General features: G+C 58.8%; 17 protein-coding genes and 1 pseudogene. 12 read left to right on the forward strand and 6 right to left on the reverse strand.

What is annotated here, in order from left to right:
* The first annotated feature begins 431 nt into the window (after positions 1-431).
* Entirely contained in the window at positions 432-800 is a 369-nt protein-coding gene (locus RBH71_RS19020; RefSeq protein WP_003512780.1) for an Hpt domain-containing protein, read from the forward strand.
* Between the two features lie 126 nt (positions 801-926).
* Complete coding sequence (locus RBH71_RS19025; RefSeq protein ID WP_003512782.1) at positions 927-1,247, forward strand: 2Fe-2S iron-sulfur cluster-binding protein; 321 nt, start codon at positions 927-929, stop codon at positions 1,245-1,247.
* Positions 1,248-1,555: 308 nt separating this feature from the next.
* Here RBH71_RS19025 and RBH71_RS19030 read toward each other — a convergent pair whose 3' ends face one another.
* Positions 1,556-2,182: a DUF922 domain-containing Zn-dependent protease gene (locus tag RBH71_RS19030; RefSeq protein WP_003512784.1), complete on the reverse strand. Its 627-nt coding sequence runs from the start codon at positions 2,180-2,182 to the stop codon at positions 1,556-1,558.
* Between the two features lie 179 nt (positions 2,183-2,361).
* Here RBH71_RS19030 and folP point away from each other — a divergent pair, with 179 nt between their 5' ends.
* The 3 genes from folP (at position 2,362) to folK (ending at position 4,110) form a co-directional block, all read left to right on the forward strand.
* On the forward strand, positions 2,362-3,147 hold the full coding sequence (folP, locus tag RBH71_RS19035; RefSeq protein ID WP_003512785.1) for a dihydropteroate synthase: 786 nt from the start codon (positions 2,362-2,364) through the stop codon (positions 3,145-3,147).
* 77 nt (positions 3,148-3,224) lie between these two features.
* On the forward strand, positions 3,225-3,590 hold the full coding sequence (gene folB, locus RBH71_RS19040; protein WP_003502532.1) for a dihydroneopterin aldolase: 366 nt from the start codon (positions 3,225-3,227) through the stop codon (positions 3,588-3,590).
* Positions 3,574-4,110 carry a 2-amino-4-hydroxy-6-hydroxymethyldihydropteridine diphosphokinase gene (folK, locus tag RBH71_RS19045; protein ID WP_323687447.1) on the forward strand — a complete coding sequence of 179 codons (537 nt, stop codon included), beginning with the start codon at positions 3,574-3,576 and terminating at the stop codon, positions 4,108-4,110. The genes folB and folK overlap by 17 nt, the downstream gene beginning before the upstream one ends.
* 14 nt (positions 4,111-4,124) lie before the next feature.
* Here the strand turns inward: folK and RBH71_RS19050 are convergent, their stop codons facing one another.
* The 4 genes from RBH71_RS19050 to RBH71_RS19065 all read right to left on the reverse strand — a co-directional run bounded on the left by RBH71_RS19050 (position 4,125) and on the right by RBH71_RS19065 (position 8,010).
* Entirely contained in the window at positions 4,125-4,685 is a 561-nt protein-coding gene (locus tag RBH71_RS19050; protein WP_003512790.1) for a hypothetical protein, read from the reverse strand.
* A 129-nt stretch (positions 4,686-4,814) separates the two neighbouring features.
* Positions 4,815-5,894: a YcjF family protein gene (locus RBH71_RS19055; RefSeq protein WP_003512792.1), complete on the reverse strand. Its 1,080-nt coding sequence runs from the start codon at positions 5,892-5,894 to the stop codon at positions 4,815-4,817.
* Complete coding sequence (locus RBH71_RS19060) at positions 5,891-7,369, reverse strand: YcjX family protein (protein ID WP_003512793.1); 1,479 nt, start codon at positions 7,367-7,369, stop codon at positions 5,891-5,893. The genes RBH71_RS19055 and RBH71_RS19060 overlap by 4 nt, the downstream gene beginning before the upstream one ends.
* 131 nt (positions 7,370-7,500) lie before the next feature.
* The gene (locus RBH71_RS19065) at positions 7,501-8,010 is read right to left on the reverse strand and encodes a SixA phosphatase family protein (RefSeq protein ID WP_035251766.1); all 510 of its coding nucleotides are present in this window, start codon (positions 8,008-8,010) and stop codon (positions 7,501-7,503) included.
* A gap of 268 nt (positions 8,011-8,278) precedes the next feature.
* Here RBH71_RS19065 and dksA point away from each other — a divergent pair, with 268 nt between their 5' ends.
* On the forward strand, positions 8,279-8,698 hold the full coding sequence (dksA, locus tag RBH71_RS19070; RefSeq protein WP_003512796.1) for an RNA polymerase-binding protein DksA: 420 nt from the start codon (positions 8,279-8,281) through the stop codon (positions 8,696-8,698).
* Positions 8,699-8,826: 128 nt separating this feature from the next.
* Here dksA and RBH71_RS19075 read toward each other — a convergent pair whose 3' ends face one another.
* Positions 8,827-10,065, reverse strand: coding sequence for a flagellar biosynthetic protein FliO (locus tag RBH71_RS19075; RefSeq protein ID WP_003512798.1), 1,239 nt, complete (start codon positions 10,063-10,065; stop codon positions 8,827-8,829).
* A 232-nt stretch (positions 10,066-10,297) separates the two neighbouring features.
* On the opposite strand from RBH71_RS19075, the gene RBH71_RS19080 reads away from it, so the two are divergent.
* From RBH71_RS19080 to RBH71_RS19105, 6 genes and pseudogenes are all read left to right on the forward strand, one after another.
* Positions 10,298-10,585, forward strand: a complete 288-nt coding sequence (locus RBH71_RS19080; RefSeq protein ID WP_003512806.1) for a hypothetical protein — start codon at positions 10,298-10,300, stop codon at positions 10,583-10,585.
* A 165-nt stretch (positions 10,586-10,750) separates the two neighbouring features.
* A pseudogene (gene cckA / locus RBH71_RS19085) lies at positions 10,751-13,338 on the forward strand (cell cycle histidine kinase CckA).
* 293 nt (positions 13,339-13,631) lie between these two features.
* On the forward strand, positions 13,632-13,985 hold the full coding sequence (gene clpS / locus RBH71_RS19090; RefSeq protein ID WP_003512812.1) for an ATP-dependent Clp protease adapter ClpS: 354 nt from the start codon (positions 13,632-13,634) through the stop codon (positions 13,983-13,985).
* Positions 13,986-13,995: 10 nt separating this feature from the next.
* Entirely contained in the window at positions 13,996-16,512 is a 2,517-nt protein-coding gene (clpA, locus tag RBH71_RS19095; protein ID WP_003512815.1) for an ATP-dependent Clp protease ATP-binding subunit ClpA, read from the forward strand.
* Between the two features lie 158 nt (positions 16,513-16,670).
* A complete protein-coding gene (locus RBH71_RS19100; protein ID WP_323687448.1) occupies positions 16,671-17,429 on the forward strand; it encodes an AzlC family ABC transporter permease in 759 nt (252 codons plus the stop codon).
* A complete protein-coding gene (locus RBH71_RS19105) occupies positions 17,426-17,770 on the forward strand; it encodes an AzlD domain-containing protein (RefSeq protein WP_003512818.1) in 345 nt (114 codons plus the stop codon). The genes RBH71_RS19100 and RBH71_RS19105 overlap by 4 nt, the downstream gene beginning before the upstream one ends.
* Positions 17,771-17,789: the final 19 nt, after the last annotated feature.

Raw genomic sequence — 17,789 nt, forward strand, 5'->3', positions numbered from 1 at the left:
TCTGCGACCCGCAAATGGACTGCCGCCATCATGCCAGCGGAACATTATCCCGTTAAAGAGAACAATTCCGCCATTACCAATCCCGAATTGCTGGTGGTCCAGCTTTCGGGCGAAATTACATCACTGTGCCGGAATAACAAAGCTTGAGCATAAGCCTCGTCGGAACGGCAGTACCGTAGTGACACATTTAGGTGTTCGAAACAATTAATGCGGGTTTGCCGCAGCAGCGAAGTGTCGGCTTTTTAACAGTTTTTAAACCTGAGTTTCACGCTGAACGCCTTGTTTCGCATAAGTTTAACATAAATTAACCATAGCAGAAGATTTTCGCCCGCGTCACGCCGTAATTTAAGCTGATAGCACCGGCTTCAATGCGTAAATACGACACAGATGTGACACGAAACAGGAAACGGCGAGACAAAGGAATTTCAGATATGGCAGCCGTCAGTATTGCTTTCGAAGCTCCGGATAATTTTGGTGGTGCGCCGGCCGCCGCGACAAGACCAATCGATTTCGAACATCTCGCGCGCCAGACGATGGGCGACAAGGAACTTGAAATCGAGGTGCTGCAACTCTTCAGCCGTAACGCCCGTGCTGCCCTGCATGAAATGGCCGGCGCTGACGACAAGACCGTCAAGGCAACTGCCCATCGTCTAAAGGGGGCCGCGCAGGCGGTTGGTGCCTCCACCGTTTCCACGGCGGCGGCGGCAGTGGAGGACAAGGGCAACGATAGCGCGGCCGTAGCCAGACTTGCGGCAGCGATTGTCGAAGCGGAAAATTTCATCCTAAAGCTCTGCCGTTAAGGCGATCCAGTCTGTTTTACAGGGCCGGTTGCGCTTGGCGCCTGCGAGAAGCGGGTTGCCAAGGCGAACCGGCCTTTCTATGTGTTTGTTTAGAACAGTTCTTAGACACCATTTTGGATCTCCGGCATGACAAAACTGACCATTGTTGCCTTTGACGGCACGCCCCATGAACTCGACGTAAGCAACGGTTCCACCGTCATGGAGAATGCCGTGCGCAACTCCATACCCGGCATCGATGCGGAATGCGGCGGCGCCTGTGCCTGTGCGACCTGTCATGTCTATGTTGATGACGCATGGGCGGAACGCGTCGGCGGACCCGAGCCGATGGAAGAGGACATGCTGGACTTCGCATTCGAAGTACGCCCGACCTCGCGTCTTTCCTGTCAGATCAAGATGAAGGACGAGCTTGACGGCCTTGTCGTTCACGTTCCCGAACGTCAGGGCTGACGGCAAGCCGCATTATACGCCACAGAAAAAGCCCCGCTCACCTGTTAGCGGGGAGCGGGGCGAGGCGGGTACGCAGCATGCAAGCGAGGGAGGAAACACCTGCGAGCCTCAAGTGCGCACCGGGAGAACCGGAGGTGGTTTCGAACGCCGGACCCCTGCGGATCACCACCGTTAAAAACCATGTGAACAAGCTACAATGAGTCTCGTCGACCGCACCATGACGAGAAGTCACGGGTGATATCGAACATGACGTAACGTCATGTTAGCGTTGCGTTTCGCGTCCAGGGGAGTATGGGCGGAAAGGCGCCTCAGCGCCGGTTCTGGCCCTGTTCGATCCGGTTCTTCAAAAGCCGGGTCATGCGCGCGTCGAAGTTTTTGGATTCCACGATATCGAACCGCAACTGATCCTTGTCGTGCTCGTCCATGACGGTCTGAGTGATCTTGCCGACCATTGCCTGTAGCGTTTCACAGTCTTTTTGCGGACGAAGCGCCGTCAGTTGCCTTTCGAGCGAGCGGGCATGGGTGCGGGCGATTTCCGCGTGCCGTTCCTCGTGGCGCTTGATATCTGCAAGCAACGTATCCCAGATGAAGGCCAGTTCCGCCGTGGTGCGGCGGCGGTTTTTCCATTGCGGCAGGAGAATACGGGTGTTCAGCAACACCTTAGTGCTCCCAACGCTGCACATGCCGTTTTTCTCGACATAGGTGAGTTCGCCGCCGAATTTGATCTCGGTGGCACCGGGATGGCGTGCGCCGGTGTTGCGCGTCAGCGGGCCATGCTTGGAAAGCTGCTTGTCGAGGTCAGCGGCGGTTTTACCGCTGATCGAAAAATAGGAATAGGTCTTGCTGACGATGGTTTCGGAAAAGGCCGATCCGGGCATGGAAAGGGCTAATGCGCCAGCGAAAACGGCGCAAAGAGCACGTGAAGATATCGTCATAACCCGGCCTTCCGGTTGAACTTGAAAAACGTTTGCTGCATAGGCGGAGCGGAACTTATAAGAATTGGCATAACACTCCGTTATTCCCGAAAGGCGCGTGTTACGTGATAACAGCCGGCAGCAATGTGTGGCAAGCGGCCCATGGTCGCTCCCTGAAACTTGATGGACGTGGCCGTATTATGGCCATCGTCAATGCGACGCCCGATTCCTTTTCGGATGGCGGCCGTTATCTTGCCGTTGATGCGGCTTTTTCCCATGCCCTGACCTGTGTTGAGGAGGGGGCGGATATCATTGATATCGGCGGCGAATCCACCCGCCCGGGCGCGGCCGAGGTGACCGAGGGCGAGGAACAGGATCGCGTGCTGCCGGTTATCGAACGGCTCCGTCGCGAGACTGATGTTCTGATTTCCGTCGACACCTACCGCGCATCCACGGCAAGGCTGGCGATCGAGGCGGGCGCCCATATCGTCAACGATGTTTTCGGCCTGCAGAAGGACGGGAACATGGCGGGTGTGGTTGCCGCCGCGCGCGCGGGTGTCTGCATCATGCATACCGGGCGCGACAGGCAGAAGCGCGCCGATCTTATCGATGATCAGTTCGAATTCCTCAATCGTTCGCTTGAGATGGCGGAAGCTGCGGGAATCGCCCGCGACGCCATCGTGCTCGATCCCGGTTTCGGTTTTGCCAAGGACGAGCGTGAAAATGTCGAGCTGATGGCGCGCTTTGGCGAACTTGCCGCGTTTGACCTGCCTGTTCTGGCCGGGACGTCGCGCAAGCGGTTCATCGGGTCGCTGACGGGCAGGGATGCGGCCCACGAACGCGATATCGGAACAGCAGCGACGACAGTGATCCTCAGGCTGGCGGGTGCCGCGATTTTTCGCGTGCACAATGTCGCCCTAACACGCGATGCGCTGGCAATTGCCGACGCGGTTCTTGCCAAAGCGTCGGCAAGGCCCGATGCATAGATCAATAGATGCCGGAGTGCCGCATGCCTTAAAAGAGGCCGGCTATTCCGGTATAACCCCGCCATGGAGGCGATGCGATGAGCCGCTACACCATTATTCTGAAAAACTGTTCCTTTTTCGCCCGTCATGGCCTTCTCGAGCAGGAGGAGGTGCTGGGCCAGCGCTTTTTCGTCGATGCCGAGATGGAGGTTGAAGCGGGTGACGCGCTCGAAACCGACGATATCGAAAATACCGTCGATTATGGCGTCGCCTTCGCCGTTATCGAAAAGATCGTCGTCGGCCAGCGTCGCTACCTGATCGAGGCCCTCGCCAACGATATCGCCAAGGCCCTGCGCGCGCGTTATCCGCAGATTGTCTGGCTGCGTATCACGGTTCGCAAGCCCTCTGCGCCGGTTCCCGGCATTCTCGACTATGCGCAGGTGAGTGTTGAACACCGTGCCTGACAGGATAACAGTTGCCGCACTAGGCCTTGGCGGGAATATCGGTGACCCTGCGGCTGCAATGGCCAGAGCCTTGCGCGAACTGGATGCGCACGGCGATTGCCGGGTGCTGTCTGTCTCCGGGCTTTATCGCACGCCGCCCTGGGGTAAGACGGACCAGGCGGATTTTTTCAATTGCTGTGCGCTGGTCGAAACCTCGCTTTTAGCACCCGCACTGCTGCAATTGTGCCTCGATATCGAAAAGGGCATGAAACGGGTCAGAACGGAGCGCTGGGGGCCACGCACCATCGATATCGACGTGCTGACCTATGGTAATGATGTTGTCGTTACGGAAAGCATTGAAGTGCCGCATCCGCGCATGACGGAGCGTGCCTTCGTGCTGATGCCGCTAGCCGATATCGCACCCGATCTCGAAGTCCGGGGCAAGCCCGTGCGGGAATGGCTGCGGCAGGCGGATACAACCGGCATCATCAGCGCAAACGAAAAACGGGAGTGGTGGACACTCCCGCTTGGCGATGGCTGAAAAGGTCGCGGGTTTTACGGCTTGATCGAACCGACTGCGATCTGGTCGATGTCGCGCGCGAGTGTGACGCCGATAACCGGGATCATCTGGTCGGCGACCTTGACGGAAATGGTGATGTTCATCGAATTGTCGTTCGAGACGCGGGCGACCATGGCACCGTTGAGCTTGGCGCGATTGATGCCCACAACGACCTTGTCGCCGCTGACCTGCCCGGAAATGATGTCCAGTCCCTTGCCTTCGGCGCCGTCGAGGAACTTGCCCTCGTAAGAGCCGCCCTTTTGGCTGATGACCGCGGACATGGGCTGGCTGAAGACGCCGACGCGGCAGGTGCCGGCGAGCTTGATGCCCGTCTGCTTGTCGTCGAGTGGCTCGCCCGTCAGGTCGCAGGTGAACTTGGTGCCCTTGTACTTGCCGGCGACGATTTCGCCCGGACCTTTCCAGCTTCCGGCAACGGAACGGAAAAACACGTCGTCGCGATCGCGCGATGCGGCATGGACGTCAGACAGGCCGAAGCTGCCGCTGACGGACAATATGGCGGCAAGTCCGCCCACAAGCGAAAAGAAGCGCGAATACATGATACTTTCCCCGGCGAAGAAGCCTGTTCGATAAGCGGCAATCTACCGGCGGAATGGTTAATGCTTGGTTTATTTCGGCTTTATTTACACCTTCGTCCGTAACCTTTTGAGCCGTACAAGTCCGGCTGATCAGGCTTTTTGACCGGTTTTTCCGCCACCAAGATCGGGAGTGAGGTCAGACATGAAATCACCTATGCCGGGTCGCTTTACCGCCTTGAAGGGTAGCGGGCGGCACAGATCCATCGCCGCAATGCCGATTCGCGCCGTCATCAGACCGTTGATGACACCTTCACCCAGGCGTGCGGAGAGTTTTGAGGCAAGCCCGTGACCGAGAACCTGTTGGGCAAGCCCATCACCGACGGCGATAGAACCTGTGACCGCGAGATGGGCGACGACGTCACGCAAAAGCCTGAGCATGCCGAGCGTGCCCGGCCGGCCTCCGTAAAGTTCCGCCATGGCGCGCACCAGCCTTGTCACCTCGAAAAGCACATAAGCGAGATCGACCACGGCGCGTGGGCTGACGGCGGTAACGACGGAGACGCGTTTGGAGGAGTTGAGGATCAGCGCGCGGGCCTGCCGGTCGAGCGGCACCAGCAATTCGCGTTCGGCAAGCTCGATCAGATGCGGCCCGTCGATCACGTCGTTTTCGGTGTCCTTGAGTGCGGCGCGCCCCTTGGCCGTTTCGGCGCGGTGGGAGAGAACTGCATTGAGGCGGGTAACGATGGCGCGGGCGGGTTTCGGGCTCTTGTCGAGGCTGGCCGTCTCCGCATCGGCTTTCAGCGATTGGACGGCGTTGAGCCGCATGATGCCGAACACTTCTCGTCCGACCAGAACGAGGACGGCAAAAAGCGCAACAAGGAGCGCAATGCTCGCCGTGTAACCCAGCCAGTCGGAGCGGGAAAAGAGATTGCGGATAAGCTGATCCGCCCAGAGCCCGAAGGCCAGCGAGAACAGCACGCCGAGTGCACCAAGCGCCAGCTTGCCGAAGGAGAAGCGGCTTTTCTTCGGCACGGCCACCGGCAATGCGGCGGCATCCGTCTCTTCAGGTGCTAAAAATGGATCATCCTCATCGGGCGTCAGGGAAATCTCGGTGTCGAAGCTGCGCGGTGCGCGTTTTTGCGCGACGGTTGACCGTGCCGTTTCTTCGGTTTCGAGCGTGAAAGCCGCGGGGCGGCGTGCCTGCGGATCGTTTGGTGTGGGAGCCTTCATGCGAGCTTGTCTCCAAACAGGAACTGCATGGCGCGGTCGAGCCTTATGTGGGGAACGGAAAGCCGGATGCCGCCGCTGCCCGGTTCATCGATATTGGGGGGGCGGAAACGCACGACATTGACGTCCGGCAACGTCGCCTTGTCGCCATCCCTGTCGATGCTGCGGAAAAGCGGCTCCGGGTCTTCGGGCAGGTCGCCGGGAAAGATCGCCGTTTTACGGTTGCCGTCAAATATCTCGCCGTTGATGGTTTCACCCGCCATCGGTGTGCCGACGATGACCGGAAGCTCGTGACCGTTCTGTCTCACGCTTGCTTCCCGCGTAGCGCGCACGGAAGCCAGTGCCATGACCTCGATGCCGGCACCATTCATGCCGATGGTAGTGATGGCGCGGTCCACCAGACGGCGGGTTAGCCGTTCCAGCCGGTCGTGGCTTTCATGATGCAGGTGGTCGGCCTTGGTAGCGGCAATCAAAACCTTGTCGATGCGCCGGCCCAGCAGCGATGATAGCAGACTGTTGGTGCCAGGGCGGAAACAGGCGAGAACATCGCCCAGCGCCCGTTCCAGATCCTGCACCGCCTCCGGGCCGCGATTGACCGCCTGAAGAGTGTCGATCAGCACGATCTGCCGGTCGAGGCGGGCGAAATGTTCGCGGAAGAAGGGTTTCACCACGATTGCCTTGTAGGCGTCGTAGCGCCGCTCCATCATGGCGCGCAGCGACCCCTTTGGTGCCTTGTCGTCTGTCAGGCCCGGCAGGGGCGCAAAGGTCAGCGCCGGTGATCCTTCGAGATCCCCCGGCATCAGCAGACGGCCCGGCGGCAAGGTGGAGAGCGACCGCTCGTCGGATTTGCAGGCCTTCAGATAGGCGGCGAAGCTTTCCGCGAGGCGTCGCGCCGTCATCTCGTCGGCGGGCGCATTGATGTCGAGCGAGGAGGCTATTGCCAACCATTCCTGCGCGAGTTCGGCGCGGATGCCATTTTGCGCCAGCGCGACGGTGCTGTCGCTGAAGCTCTTGTAGTCCTGCGAAAGCAGCGGCAGGTCGAGCAGCCATTCGCCGGGATAATCGACGATATCGATGGAGAGCTTACCTGCGGAAAACCAACGGCCCCAACCGCTGGCGCTCTGGTAGTCGAGCGTGATCCGCAGTTCAGAGATTGCCCGTGTCGAATCCGGCCAGAGCCTGTCGCGTACCAGAGCTTGAATATGGTCCTCATACTGAAACCGGGGAATGGCATCGTCCGGTTGCGGCTCCAGACGCACATTCGAGACGCGCCCGGAACGCATGGCCTCAAACAGCGGCAGACGACCGCCATTCAGAAGATTGTGGACGAGCGAGGAGATGAAAACCGTCTTGCCCGCCCGCGAAAGACCGGTGACGCCAAGCCGCAATGTCGGATTTGTAAGGGTGCTCGCACGGTCGGCCAGATTGTCGAATGCAATGAGCGCACTGTCCGTCAGGGACGTAAGAGAAGGCGGCAATGGCAGTTTCCCAGCTATTTTTCACGGTCACAGCTGCAATATAGGAAGGGGCGGTTGCCCAAAAAAGAAGCGCGCCAATGGATTTTCAACGAGTCCGGCTTCGGCAACGCATTGGTCGCACGCTGCTGCGGCTATTTGCCGGGAGAGAGAAAATCGACCAGCCGCCAGCGGTTTTTACCATTCCCGGCACTGTCGTCGTGATCGAGAACCGCAAGACCCGATGTCGGAAAACCGGAGGGCAGGGCGGCATGCAGCAGGTCCTCGCCTATCATCGCCTCCAGCGTCGCCTCCATTGTGGGGTTGTGCCCGACCAGCATCACGGACTGTGGGTCCGTTTGCGCGGCGATGAGAGAAAGATAGGTTTCGCTGCGCGCATTGTACATTTCGTCGATATAGACGATTTCGATGCCCTCGTTGAAGGCCCGCTGCCAGGCCTGCGTGGTCTGTCGGCAGCGCGTGGCCGTGGAGGACAAGAGCACGTCCGGGCGGTAGCGCCGGTCGGCGGCAAGGTCGGCGATGATCTCCGCCTCGGCAAAACCGGCCTCGTTCAATCCCCGGTCGAAATCGCGTTCTCCCGGTGCCGCCCAGGCGGCCTTGGCGTGGCGCAAAAGATACACTCGGCTCGGAGAAGATGCTGTCAAGGGCGGGGACCGACGTTCGAATGGGAGGCAATGGAGGAATGCTACAGGATAGGGTTGCATGACCGCAAGTCCTCTTTCCTGTTGGTAAGTCGCGTTTAAGTGATTTAAGAAGAGATCGCTTGAATACGAATAAAGGATAAAAATTAGTCATTTAGATGATTTTTGTGTCAGTTTTAAAAATGCCTGAAAACTGATCTGTAGACTTGAATCAGCCTATATCATTGGAGTATACACCGCCGCATTGAGATGTTCTTCGAGGAGAATCGCGTTGAGTGAGAAGATCGATCTTAGCAAATATGTGCTCTCGGAAGACGACGAGTTCATGAATGCAAACCAGCGTGCCTACTTCCGCGCGAAGCTGGTCGCCTGGAGAAACGACATCCTGAGAGAAGCGCGCGAGACCCTCGGACATCTCGCCGAAGAAAGCGCCAACCATCCCGACCTAGCCGATCGGGCATCTTCGGAAACTGACCGGGCGATCGAACTTCGCGCCCGTGACCGCCAGCGCAAGTTGATCTCCAAGATCGACTCTGCCCTTCAGCGGATTGATGACGGCACTTACGGTTACTGTGAAGAAACGGGTGAGCCTATTGGCCTCAAGCGCCTCGACGCACGACCGATAGCGACCCTGTCCATCGAGGCGCAGGAACGTCACGAGCGTCGTGAAAAAGTCTACCGCGACGAATAAAGCCAGCGTTGTTCCGGGCGCTTCGGCGAGTCGGCCAGCGAACAGAACCAAAAATGACAAAGGGCACGGATTTGTTTCCGCGCCCTTTTTTTGTTTTGAATGTCTGTCCGCCGACAGATGTGAACCTGTCAGCGGTCGCGGGTAACGGAAAGTTCGCCGAAAATACGCGCCATTTCCTTCTGCATGTCGCCATCCGGCGTTGCACCAGTAACAGGCGGCGAGACGGGTTCGGTTTTTGGCTTTTCCGCAGCAGCGGCGACTGCCTGTTCGCTATCGGCATCCTTGCTCTTGGCGATCTCCGCCTCAAGAAAGCTTTCGAAATCGCTGGCAAGGTCATCGGAAAATTTCGGCTCGGCGTTAGCGGAGACGACGGGCGGATTTTCGGGCTTTGGCGCAAAGGGCGCAGGCGCATCTTGCCCCGGTTTCAGGCCGGGTAGAACGCGCTCGCGCGCGGCATCCAGAAAATCTGCGGCATTCGTTTGGTCGATGACCGGTTCGCGCGCGGCAAAAACCGGCGGAGCAACAACCGTCGGCCGTTCTTCAGGAACCGTTGCCTGGACAGGCGGTGCGGGCGGCGCCGAGGGTAGAGGGGCCGGCGCGAAGGGATCAGGGCGGCGCTGTTCCGGTCGCTCGGCGGGCATGTCGAGTGATGCGGCGGCGAGAGGCAGAACAGCGGCGGCCGGTGCGGCAATGACCGATGCCGGTGGTGGCGCAGGACGGGTAATATCCCTTTCCGGGACGGCTGGTCTTATCGGTGCAACGGGCTCGCGTGCCGTCGTGGGCGTGGATACGGGTTGCGGTGGCGTAGACGGACGTGGTGGCAGCGATGCGGCCGGTGCAGGGGTGGGTGCTGCACGAGCAGCCGGGGCGGGCGGTTCCGGCCGCTGCGGCTGCTTTACGGGTTCTTCCGGCAAGGAGGCTGGAGATGCCGCTGCGATTGGCTGCTGTGGCAAAGCTTGGCGGCTTTCGCGAGGGATCGGCGGTTCAGCCCTTTTAGGTTCGCTGTCCTGACGCGGCAGCGCCTTGAGTTCCGCTTCCTGCGGTTCGCGCACTTCCCTGACGATTGGGATCGCGCCGATACCACTCTCGATGACGATATCGGTTGGACCGCCAATCATGACAAGATGCTCGACATTGTCGCGGCGCACCAGCACCAGACGGCGCCGGGCGTCAACCGCCGTCGCATCGAGAACCTGTAAGCGCGGCTGCCGGTTGCGACCGCCACGGATAAACGGGGCCGCCCCGCCGCGCCTGCGCAGTATCCAGAGAACAATTGCCAGAACAAGCAGGGCGAGACCGACACCGACGACGGCGACGATGAGATTGTTTCCATAGGTGCCGATAAAATCTTCCATCATGGAGATCATCCCTTCAGATTTTTTCGTGCAATTAATATTGCCGTGGTTCTTATAATGTGAACGCCAAGCAGGAAAAGACGATTTTTTTAAGCGTGATACAAGGTTTATTCATTTCGTCCCCAGGATCAGTTCATAGGATCGTCTCATCAGCCGGCCGGGCGCCACCCAAGCGTCATATCTTTCCCTTCAATGCCGGGGAGCAATGAAGGTTGCAATTCTCTCTTCGAAGGAGCGATTGTAAATGCTTGCGAAATTGCTCGTTGACGGGTTTCCGGTAAGAGTTTTTATTTTTGTTGTTTTATTTGGATTGCCGGGATTTGTTTTTCCCGCTCAGGCCGCGACGGCGGATGACAAGGCGTCCGAAAATCCTGCGAACATGATTGAGTTCGTAAGAGACAATCCATCCTGTATCGATTTCACGGATGGATGCTCGGTTTGCACGCTAGCGGATGGCAATATCGTATGCTCCGCGCCGCGCATTCAATGCCAGGTTAAAGCGCTGACCTGCAGCCGCAAAATAGGCTTCTGAGGCATTTGCGCCTCTTTAGGGCCGTTTCTCTGTGCGATTTTAAGCCTTTGTGGTGCAGCGGAGCTTTTTGACGGTCAAGCGAGTTGCTACAAGAAATTCTACTGCCCGATTCCGTCGAGGAAATAGGGCTGACCGAATGACGACCTGCAGGACTGCGAGGCCAAGATGACACGGGTGCGCGAGACAAGCGACAACGACCTTCCGCTGGTGGACAGGCGTGCCCGTTCCGGCACGGTTCTGCGGATTCTGCTGCTGGCGCTGGTGCTCATCGCTGCCGCTGCTGCTTTCGTCTATTTCAAGGATTCGCTGGAAAACGAAATCGTGCTCGGCATTCTCGGCGTGCTAGCGATGATGGGTATCTTTTTTCTGGTGTCGTCGATCATCGGTTTCATCGAGGTCATGCCGCAGTCGCAATCGGACGGGCTGGCCCGCCGTTTCCTGTCGGCACACCCGGACGGCACACTGATTACCGATGCCAAGGGGCATATGGTCTACGCCAACGCCACCTATTGCCGGATGAGCGGCACCACGAAGGCGAGCGATATCCAGAGCCTGGAGACGCTGCTCTCGCGCAGCCGGGAATCGACCGAGGCGCTCTATCGCCTCATCAATGTTTTGCGGGAGGGGCGTGACGGTTACGAGGAGTTCCGTCTGCTCAAGCCGCTCGGGGAGGCCACTTCCGGCGGGCCGCACTGGTACCGACTGAAAGGTCGGGTGCTGAAGGATGCGGGCGGCGAGGCGCTGCACGTCTTCCAGATTGCCGATATCACGCCTGAGCGGGAAGATCAGGAACGCTTCTTCCGCGAATTGCAGAACGCCATCGATTATCTCGACCACGCGCCGGCCGGTTTCTTTTCCGCAGGTCGCAAGGGTGAGATTGTTTATCTGAACGCCACCCTGTCCGAATGGCTCGGCATCGATCTTGCGCAATTTTCGCCCGGTTCGATGACTGTGTCGGACATCGTCGCCGGCGAGGGTATGGCGCTGATCGAATCCGTCCATCCCCAGGGTTCAGCCAAGCGCACCGAGATTCTCGATCTCGACATGCGCCGGGTCAACGGCCAGAGCATGCCGGCCCGCCTCGTGCATCAGGTTACCTCGAAGGACGGCGCGCCCGGCGAAAGCCGGACGATTGTTCTGATGCGTCCGAAAGGGCAGGAGGATACGGAATCCTCGTCCGCCATGCGCTTCACGCGTTTCTTCAACAACACGCCGATGGCGATTGCCTCGCTCGACGGCGAAGGCCGCATTCTTCGTATCAACGCGCCATTCCTCAAGCTATTCTCCGGCGTCGTCGGGCGTGACGATATTGATCGCGGTGTTGCCCTCGAAGCCATCATCCACGACAATGAGAAACCCAGGCTTGAGCAGGCGCTGGCCGAGGCGAAGGACCGGCAGGGCGATATCGCCCCGTTCGATTCCCGCCATCCGAGCGACGAGGGCCGCCATTTCCGTTTCTACGTCAATGCCGTCATCGATCAGGACGACGAGGCGCCCGAAGAGGTGGCAATCGTTTATGCGATCGAGGTGACGGAGCAGAAGGCGCTCGAAACCCAGATGGCGCAGACACAGAAGATGAACGCCGTCGGCACGCTGGCAGGCGGCATCGCCCACGATTTCAACAATGTGCTGACTGCGATCCTGTTGTCATCAGACCATCTGCTGTTGCAGGCCCGGCCCGCAGACCCGAGCTTCGCCGACCTGATGGAGATCAAGCGCAACGCCAACCGCGCGGCGGTGCTTGTGCGACAGCTTCTCGCTTTCTCGCGCAAACAGACGATGCGCCCGGCGATCCTCAACCTGACCGACGTTATCGGCGACCTGCGCATGCTGGTGGACCGGTTGATTTCCGGCACCAATGTCAAGTTGGAAGTGGATTACGGCCGCGATCTCTGGCCGGTGAAGACCGACCTGTCGCAATTTGAGCAGGTGCTGATCAATCTTTGCGTCAACGCGCGCGATGCCATGCCCGATGGCGGCAAGATCACCATCCGCACGCGCAATGTGGATGCGGATGAAGCCGCAGCGCTCGGTCGGCCGGAAGTCCCGGCGGAAGACATGGTCATGGTGGAGGTCGCCGATAACGGAACCGGCATTCCGCCGGAGATCATGGACAAAATCTTCGAGCCGTTCTTCACCACCAAGGATGTCGGCAAGGGCACCGGTCTCGGCCTGTCGATGGTCTATGGCATCGTGAAGCAGTCCGGCGGTTACATCTATCCCGATCGGAAGTGGGCAAAGGCACTGCGTTCCGCATCTATTTGCCGCGCCACGTGGTGGAAGTGGTGCACGTTCCGGGCCAGCAGCCCGGTGAAGCTGCACTTGCCCCTGTGGCTCTGCCCGAACCGGTGAAGGAAGAGCCGCTGGATCTGACCGGTAACTCCGCCGTCGTGCTTCTGGTGGAGGACGAGGAGGCAGTACGGCGCGGCGGCAAGCGCATGCTGGAAACCCGTGGTTACACCGTTCATGAGGCGGGTTCGGGTGTCGAGGCGCTGGAGGTGATGGAAGAGCTGGAAGGCAAGGTCGATATCGTCGTGTCCGACGTCGTCATGCCGGAGATGGACGGTCCTTCACTCCTGAGGGAATTGCGCAAATCCTATCCCGACCTGAAATTCATCTTCGTTTCTGGTTATGCCGAGGACGCGTTTGCTAAAAACCTTCCGGCGGATGCCAAGTTCGGCTTCCTGCCAAAACCCTTCTCGCTGAAACAGCTGGCGATCGCCGTTCGCGAAATGCTCGACAACAAGGAATGACGGCGGATGGCGCGGGCGTGAGATTAGGTCCGCTGTTGCTCGCGATTCCCTTGCAGGCGCTTGGCGTCAAGGCTGAAACCACGTCAGGAAAGGCGGATAGCACCGCGCTTTCCAGCAGTGCTATGGCAAGCCCCCTGTTTTTCCCAAGGTTTGCCTCTTCGCAAACGCAATAGTGATTGCACCGTTTCACAGGGGGCTTAAAATCCGATCTTAACGACCTAGATATGTAGAGGCGAAGTTCTCCCTCCTGGTGATGACTGCCGGTTTGAGAACGGTTTGGAGAATGATGAAAGATGATCGCTGAGCCGATCTACATGCAGGGCGAGGGCGACGGGGAAGACGGCGGTACGAACCGCGGAACGTCCGTTATAACCCGCGTCAAGCCAAAGACGAAAAGACCGAATTTGTACCGTGTTCTTTTACTGAATGACGATTACACTCCAATGGAGTTCGTCATTCATATTCTGGAGCGTTTTTTCCAGAAGGATCGCGAAGCGGCTACCCGCATCATGCTGCACGTGCACCAGCACGGCGTAGGAGAATGTGGGGTGTTTACATATGAGGTCGCAGAGACGAAAGTAAGCCAGGTCATGGATTTCGCCCGACAGCACCAGCATCCGCTGCAATGCGTCATGGAAAAGAAATGAGGATCGCAACGTGCCAACTTTTTCCCCAAGTCTCGAGAAGGCGCTGCACCAGGCACTGACCTTTGCAAATGAGCGTCACCATGAATATGCGACGCTGGAACATCTCCTTCTGGCGCTGATCGACGACGCGGATGCCGCTGCCGTGATGGGCGCCTGTAATGTCGATCTCGATGCGCTGCGCAAGACTGTCAGCGATTATGTCGACAACGAACTGACCAACCTAGTGACCGGTTATGACGAGGATTCCAAGCCCACATCTGGCTTCCAGCGGGTTATCCAGCGGGCTGTCATTCATGTTCAGTCGTCCGGCCGCGAGGAAGTGACAGGAGCAAACGTGCTTGTGGCCATTTTCGCCGAGCGCGAAAGCCACGCTGCCTATTTCCTGCAGGAGCAGGAAATGACCCGTTACGATGCGGTCAATTATATCTCCCACGGCATCGGCAAGCGTCCGGGCACATCGCAGACCCGCGCTCCGCGTGGCGCAGACGAGCCGGAGGCCGACCCCAAGGCTGCACGCAGCAATCCCGAGGAAGAAGGCTCATCCGCCAAGAAACAGCAGGATGCGCTGAAGGCCTATTGCGTCAACCTCAATGAAAAGGCGAAAAACGGCAAGATCGACCCGTTGATCGGCCGTCATGAGGAAGTCAACCGCACCATCCAGATCCTCTGCCGCCGCTCCAAGAACAACCCGCTGTATGTGGGCGATCCGGGCGTGGGCAAGACGGCGATCGCCGAAGGTTTGGCCAAGCGTATCGTTGAAGGCAAGGTGCCTGAAGCGCTGGCCAATGATACGATCTTCTCGCTCGACATGGGCACGCTTCTGGCCGGAACCCGCTATCGTGGTGATTTTGAGGAACGCCTGAAGCAGGTCGTCAAGGAGCTCGAGGAATATCCCGGCGCAGTCCTGTTTATCGACGAAATCCACACCGTCATCGGTGCGGGTGCGACGTCTGGCGGCGCAATGGATGCATCGAACCTGTTGAAGCCGGCGCTGTCGTCAGGCGCGATCCGCTGCATCGGTTCGACCACCTACAAGGAATATCGCCAGTTCTTCGAAAAGGACCGCGCGCTGGTGCGTCGCTTCCAGAAGATCGACGTCAACGAGCCGTCGATCGATGATGCTATCGCGATCATGAAGGGCCTGAAGCCCTACTTCGAGGATTATCATCACCTCAGATATTCCAACGAAGCGATCAAGGCTGCTGTCGAATTGTCGGCCCGCTACATTTCCGACCGCAAGCTGCCGGACAAGGCGATCGACGTAATCGACGAGACCGGTGCGGCGCAGATGTTGCTTCCGGCGTCCAAGCGCCGCAAGCTGATCACGGAACGGGAAATCGAAGCAACCATCGCGACGATGGCCCGCATTCCGCCGAAGACCGTTTCCAAGGATGACGAGATGGTTCTCGCCAACCTCGAAAAGGAACTGCGCTCGGTCGTTTATGGTCAGGACATCGCCATCGAGGCGCTGGCCACCGCCATCAAGCTGGCACGTGCCGGTCTGCGCGAACCGAACAAGCCGATCGGCTCATATGTCTTCTCCGGCCCGACCGGCGTGGGCAAGACCGAAGTGGCCAAGCAGCTCGCCGCCTCGCTCGGTGTCGAGATGCTGCGGTTCGACATGTCGGAATATATGGAGCGCCATACCGTTTCGCGTCTGCTCGGTGCACCTCCCGGTTATGTCGGCTTCGATCAGGGCGGTCTCTTGACCGATGGCGTCGATCAGCATCCGCATTCCGTGGTGTTGCTGGACGAGATCGAGAAGGCCCATCCGGACATCTACAACATCCTGTTGCAGGTGATGGACCATGGCTCGCTGACCGACCATAACGGCAAGAAGATCGACTTCCGCAACGTCATCCTCATCATGACGACCAATGCGGGCGCTTCCGAAATGGCGAAATCGGCCATCGGTTTCGGTTCTTCGCGACGCACGGGTGAGGATGAAGAGGCGATCAATCGCCTGTTCACACCGGAATTCCGCAACCGTCTGGATGCGATCATTCCGTTCTCGCCGCTGCCGACTGCCGTTATCCACAAGGTGGTACAGAAGTTCGTCATGCAGCTCGAGACGCAGCTCTCCGAGCGGAATGTCACCTTCGATCTGCACGAAGACGCGATCTCCTGGCTGGCGGAAAAGGGTTACGACGAAAAGATGGGCGCTCGCCCGCTGTCGCGCGTGATCCAGGAACACATCAAGAAGCCGCTCGCCAACGAAATCCTCTTTGGCAAGCTCAAGAAGGGCGGTGTCGTCAGCGTCACCGTCGGCAAGAAGGACGATGGTTCCGACGGCCTCAAGCTCGAGGTTCTGCCGGAAACAGCGCCGGTAAAGCCGAAGCCGGAAGCAGAGCTCAATGCTGCCAAGTCTCCGGGCAAGGCGTCTAAGGCCAAGGCGAAGCCCGCCTCGAAGGCAGCGATTGCCAATGAGGAAGCGGATGTTCTGGTTGCCGAGGCGAGCAAGCCCGACGAGGATAGCAAGCCGCGCCGCAAGGCGAATACGGTGCCGAAGGTGCCGAAGAAGAAATGATAACGGTCTTCCGACCGACAAACGGTGCCGGGCGAAAGCCCGGCATTTTCATGCCTGAAGCGCGTCGCATTTTACCGGATTCGTGAAGCGCGCTTTATTTTTCTCATCATTCCGAAACCGCTGCGCACTTTCGGACGACATGCATTAGTGGACCAGCAATGCAATCAGCAGACAGCGATACCATCCCCCTGCGCGGCTGGTTTTTCAGGGGAATGCGGGGCATATTCTCGCTGCCCTCGCTTATTCTCATGACATCCTTCGTCGGTTTCAGCGCCTTCGCGCTGGAATCGGGCGTTCAACGTGGGGAAGCGGTGTTTATGACGCTGGTTATCTGGGCTTTGCCGGCCAAGATGATCCTGATCGGCTCGATGGTCGGCGGCGCCAATCTTGCCGCGTGTTTTCTGGCGGTGACGCTGTCATCGGTGCGAATGATGCCCATGGTTGCCTCCATCGTTCCGGAGATGCGTGGCGCAAAAACGCCGACATGGATTTTGTTGTTCCTCTCCCACTTCGTGGCGATCACCGCCTGGGTCTTCGCCACGCAAAATCTTTCCAAGATACCGCGCGAAGCACGGGCTGCGTGGTTTGCCGGTTTCGGCATTACCCTTACCGTCGTCAACGCTATCATTGTCGGCCTTTGTTACGGCGTCGTCGCGGCTTTTCCACCGCTTGTCGCAGGCGTGCTGTTTTTTCTGACGCCTGTCTATTTCATAGCGTCGATCTGGGCGACCGCCCGCCATTCCGTCGTCAAGGTCGCCTTCATCATCGGTGTGATCGCGGGGCCGGTCTTTGCGTTAATCGCGCCGGAATTCGACATTCTCTATGCCGGGATCGGTGGCGGCACGGTGGCTTATCTGATCGACCGTTTCGTCTTTCGTCGAAAGATCGGTCCCGTCTCACCGGAGAGCGAACCATGATGACCGAACAGTGGTGGGCGCCCTATCTCTTCATCGCCATTGCTGGCTGGCTGGCGACCGATCTCTGGCGCTGGCTCGGCGTGCTCGCCGGCAACCGGCTGAAGGAGGATTCCGAGGCGCTATACTGGGTGAGGGCAGTCGCCACCGCGCTCGTGATGGCCGTCACCGCCAAGCTGATCGTCTTTCCAACCGGAACGCTTGAAGCTTCACCGCTATGGCTACGCATCGGCGCGGCAGCACTCGGTTTCACAGCGTTCCTGGCCGCCGGCCAGCGTGTCATTGTCGGCGTGGCTGTGCCCATCGCACTTTTGGCAGCCGGGTTGTTTGTGCTCGGTTTTTAGTACTCTTCTTATCCGAATA

This window comes from Rhizobium sp. AN68 (assembly GCF_030758035.1).
Lineage (GTDB): Bacteria > Pseudomonadota > Alphaproteobacteria > Rhizobiales > Rhizobiaceae > Agrobacterium > Agrobacterium tumefaciens.

Excerpts from the sequence above, each read along its gene's own strand:
- RBH71_RS19020 (WP_003512780.1), top strand. The coding sequence starts at position 432 with ATGGCAGCCGTCAGTATTGCTTTCGAAGCTCCGGATAATTTTGGTGGT.
- RBH71_RS19025 (WP_003512782.1), top strand. The coding sequence starts at position 927 with ATGACAAAACTGACCATTGTTGCCTTTGACGGCACGCCCCATGAACTC.
- RBH71_RS19030 (WP_003512784.1), bottom strand. The coding sequence starts at position 2,182 with ATGACGATATCTTCACGTGCTCTTTGCGCCGTTTTCGCTGGCGCATTA.
- folP (WP_003512785.1), top strand. The coding sequence starts at position 2,362 with ATGGCCATCGTCAATGCGACGCCCGATTCCTTTTCGGATGGCGGCCGT.
- folB (WP_003502532.1), top strand. The coding sequence starts at position 3,225 with ATGAGCCGCTACACCATTATTCTGAAAAACTGTTCCTTTTTCGCCCGT.
- RBH71_RS19050 (WP_003512790.1), bottom strand. The coding sequence starts at position 4,685 with ATGTATTCGCGCTTCTTTTCGCTTGTGGGCGGACTTGCCGCCATATTG.
- RBH71_RS19055 (WP_003512792.1), bottom strand. The coding sequence starts at position 5,894 with ATGAAGGCTCCCACACCAAACGATCCGCAGGCACGCCGCCCCGCGGCT.
- RBH71_RS19075 (WP_003512798.1), bottom strand. The coding sequence starts at position 10,065 with ATGATCTCCATGATGGAAGATTTTATCGGCACCTATGGAAACAATCTC.
- RBH71_RS19080 (WP_003512806.1), top strand. The coding sequence starts at position 10,298 with ATGCTTGCGAAATTGCTCGTTGACGGGTTTCCGGTAAGAGTTTTTATT.
- clpS (WP_003512812.1), top strand. The coding sequence starts at position 13,632 with ATGATCGCTGAGCCGATCTACATGCAGGGCGAGGGCGACGGGGAAGAC.
- RBH71_RS19100 (WP_323687448.1), top strand. The coding sequence starts at position 16,671 with ATGCAATCAGCAGACAGCGATACCATCCCCCTGCGCGGCTGGTTTTTC.
- RBH71_RS19105 (WP_003512818.1), top strand. The coding sequence starts at position 17,426 with ATGATGACCGAACAGTGGTGGGCGCCCTATCTCTTCATCGCCATTGCT.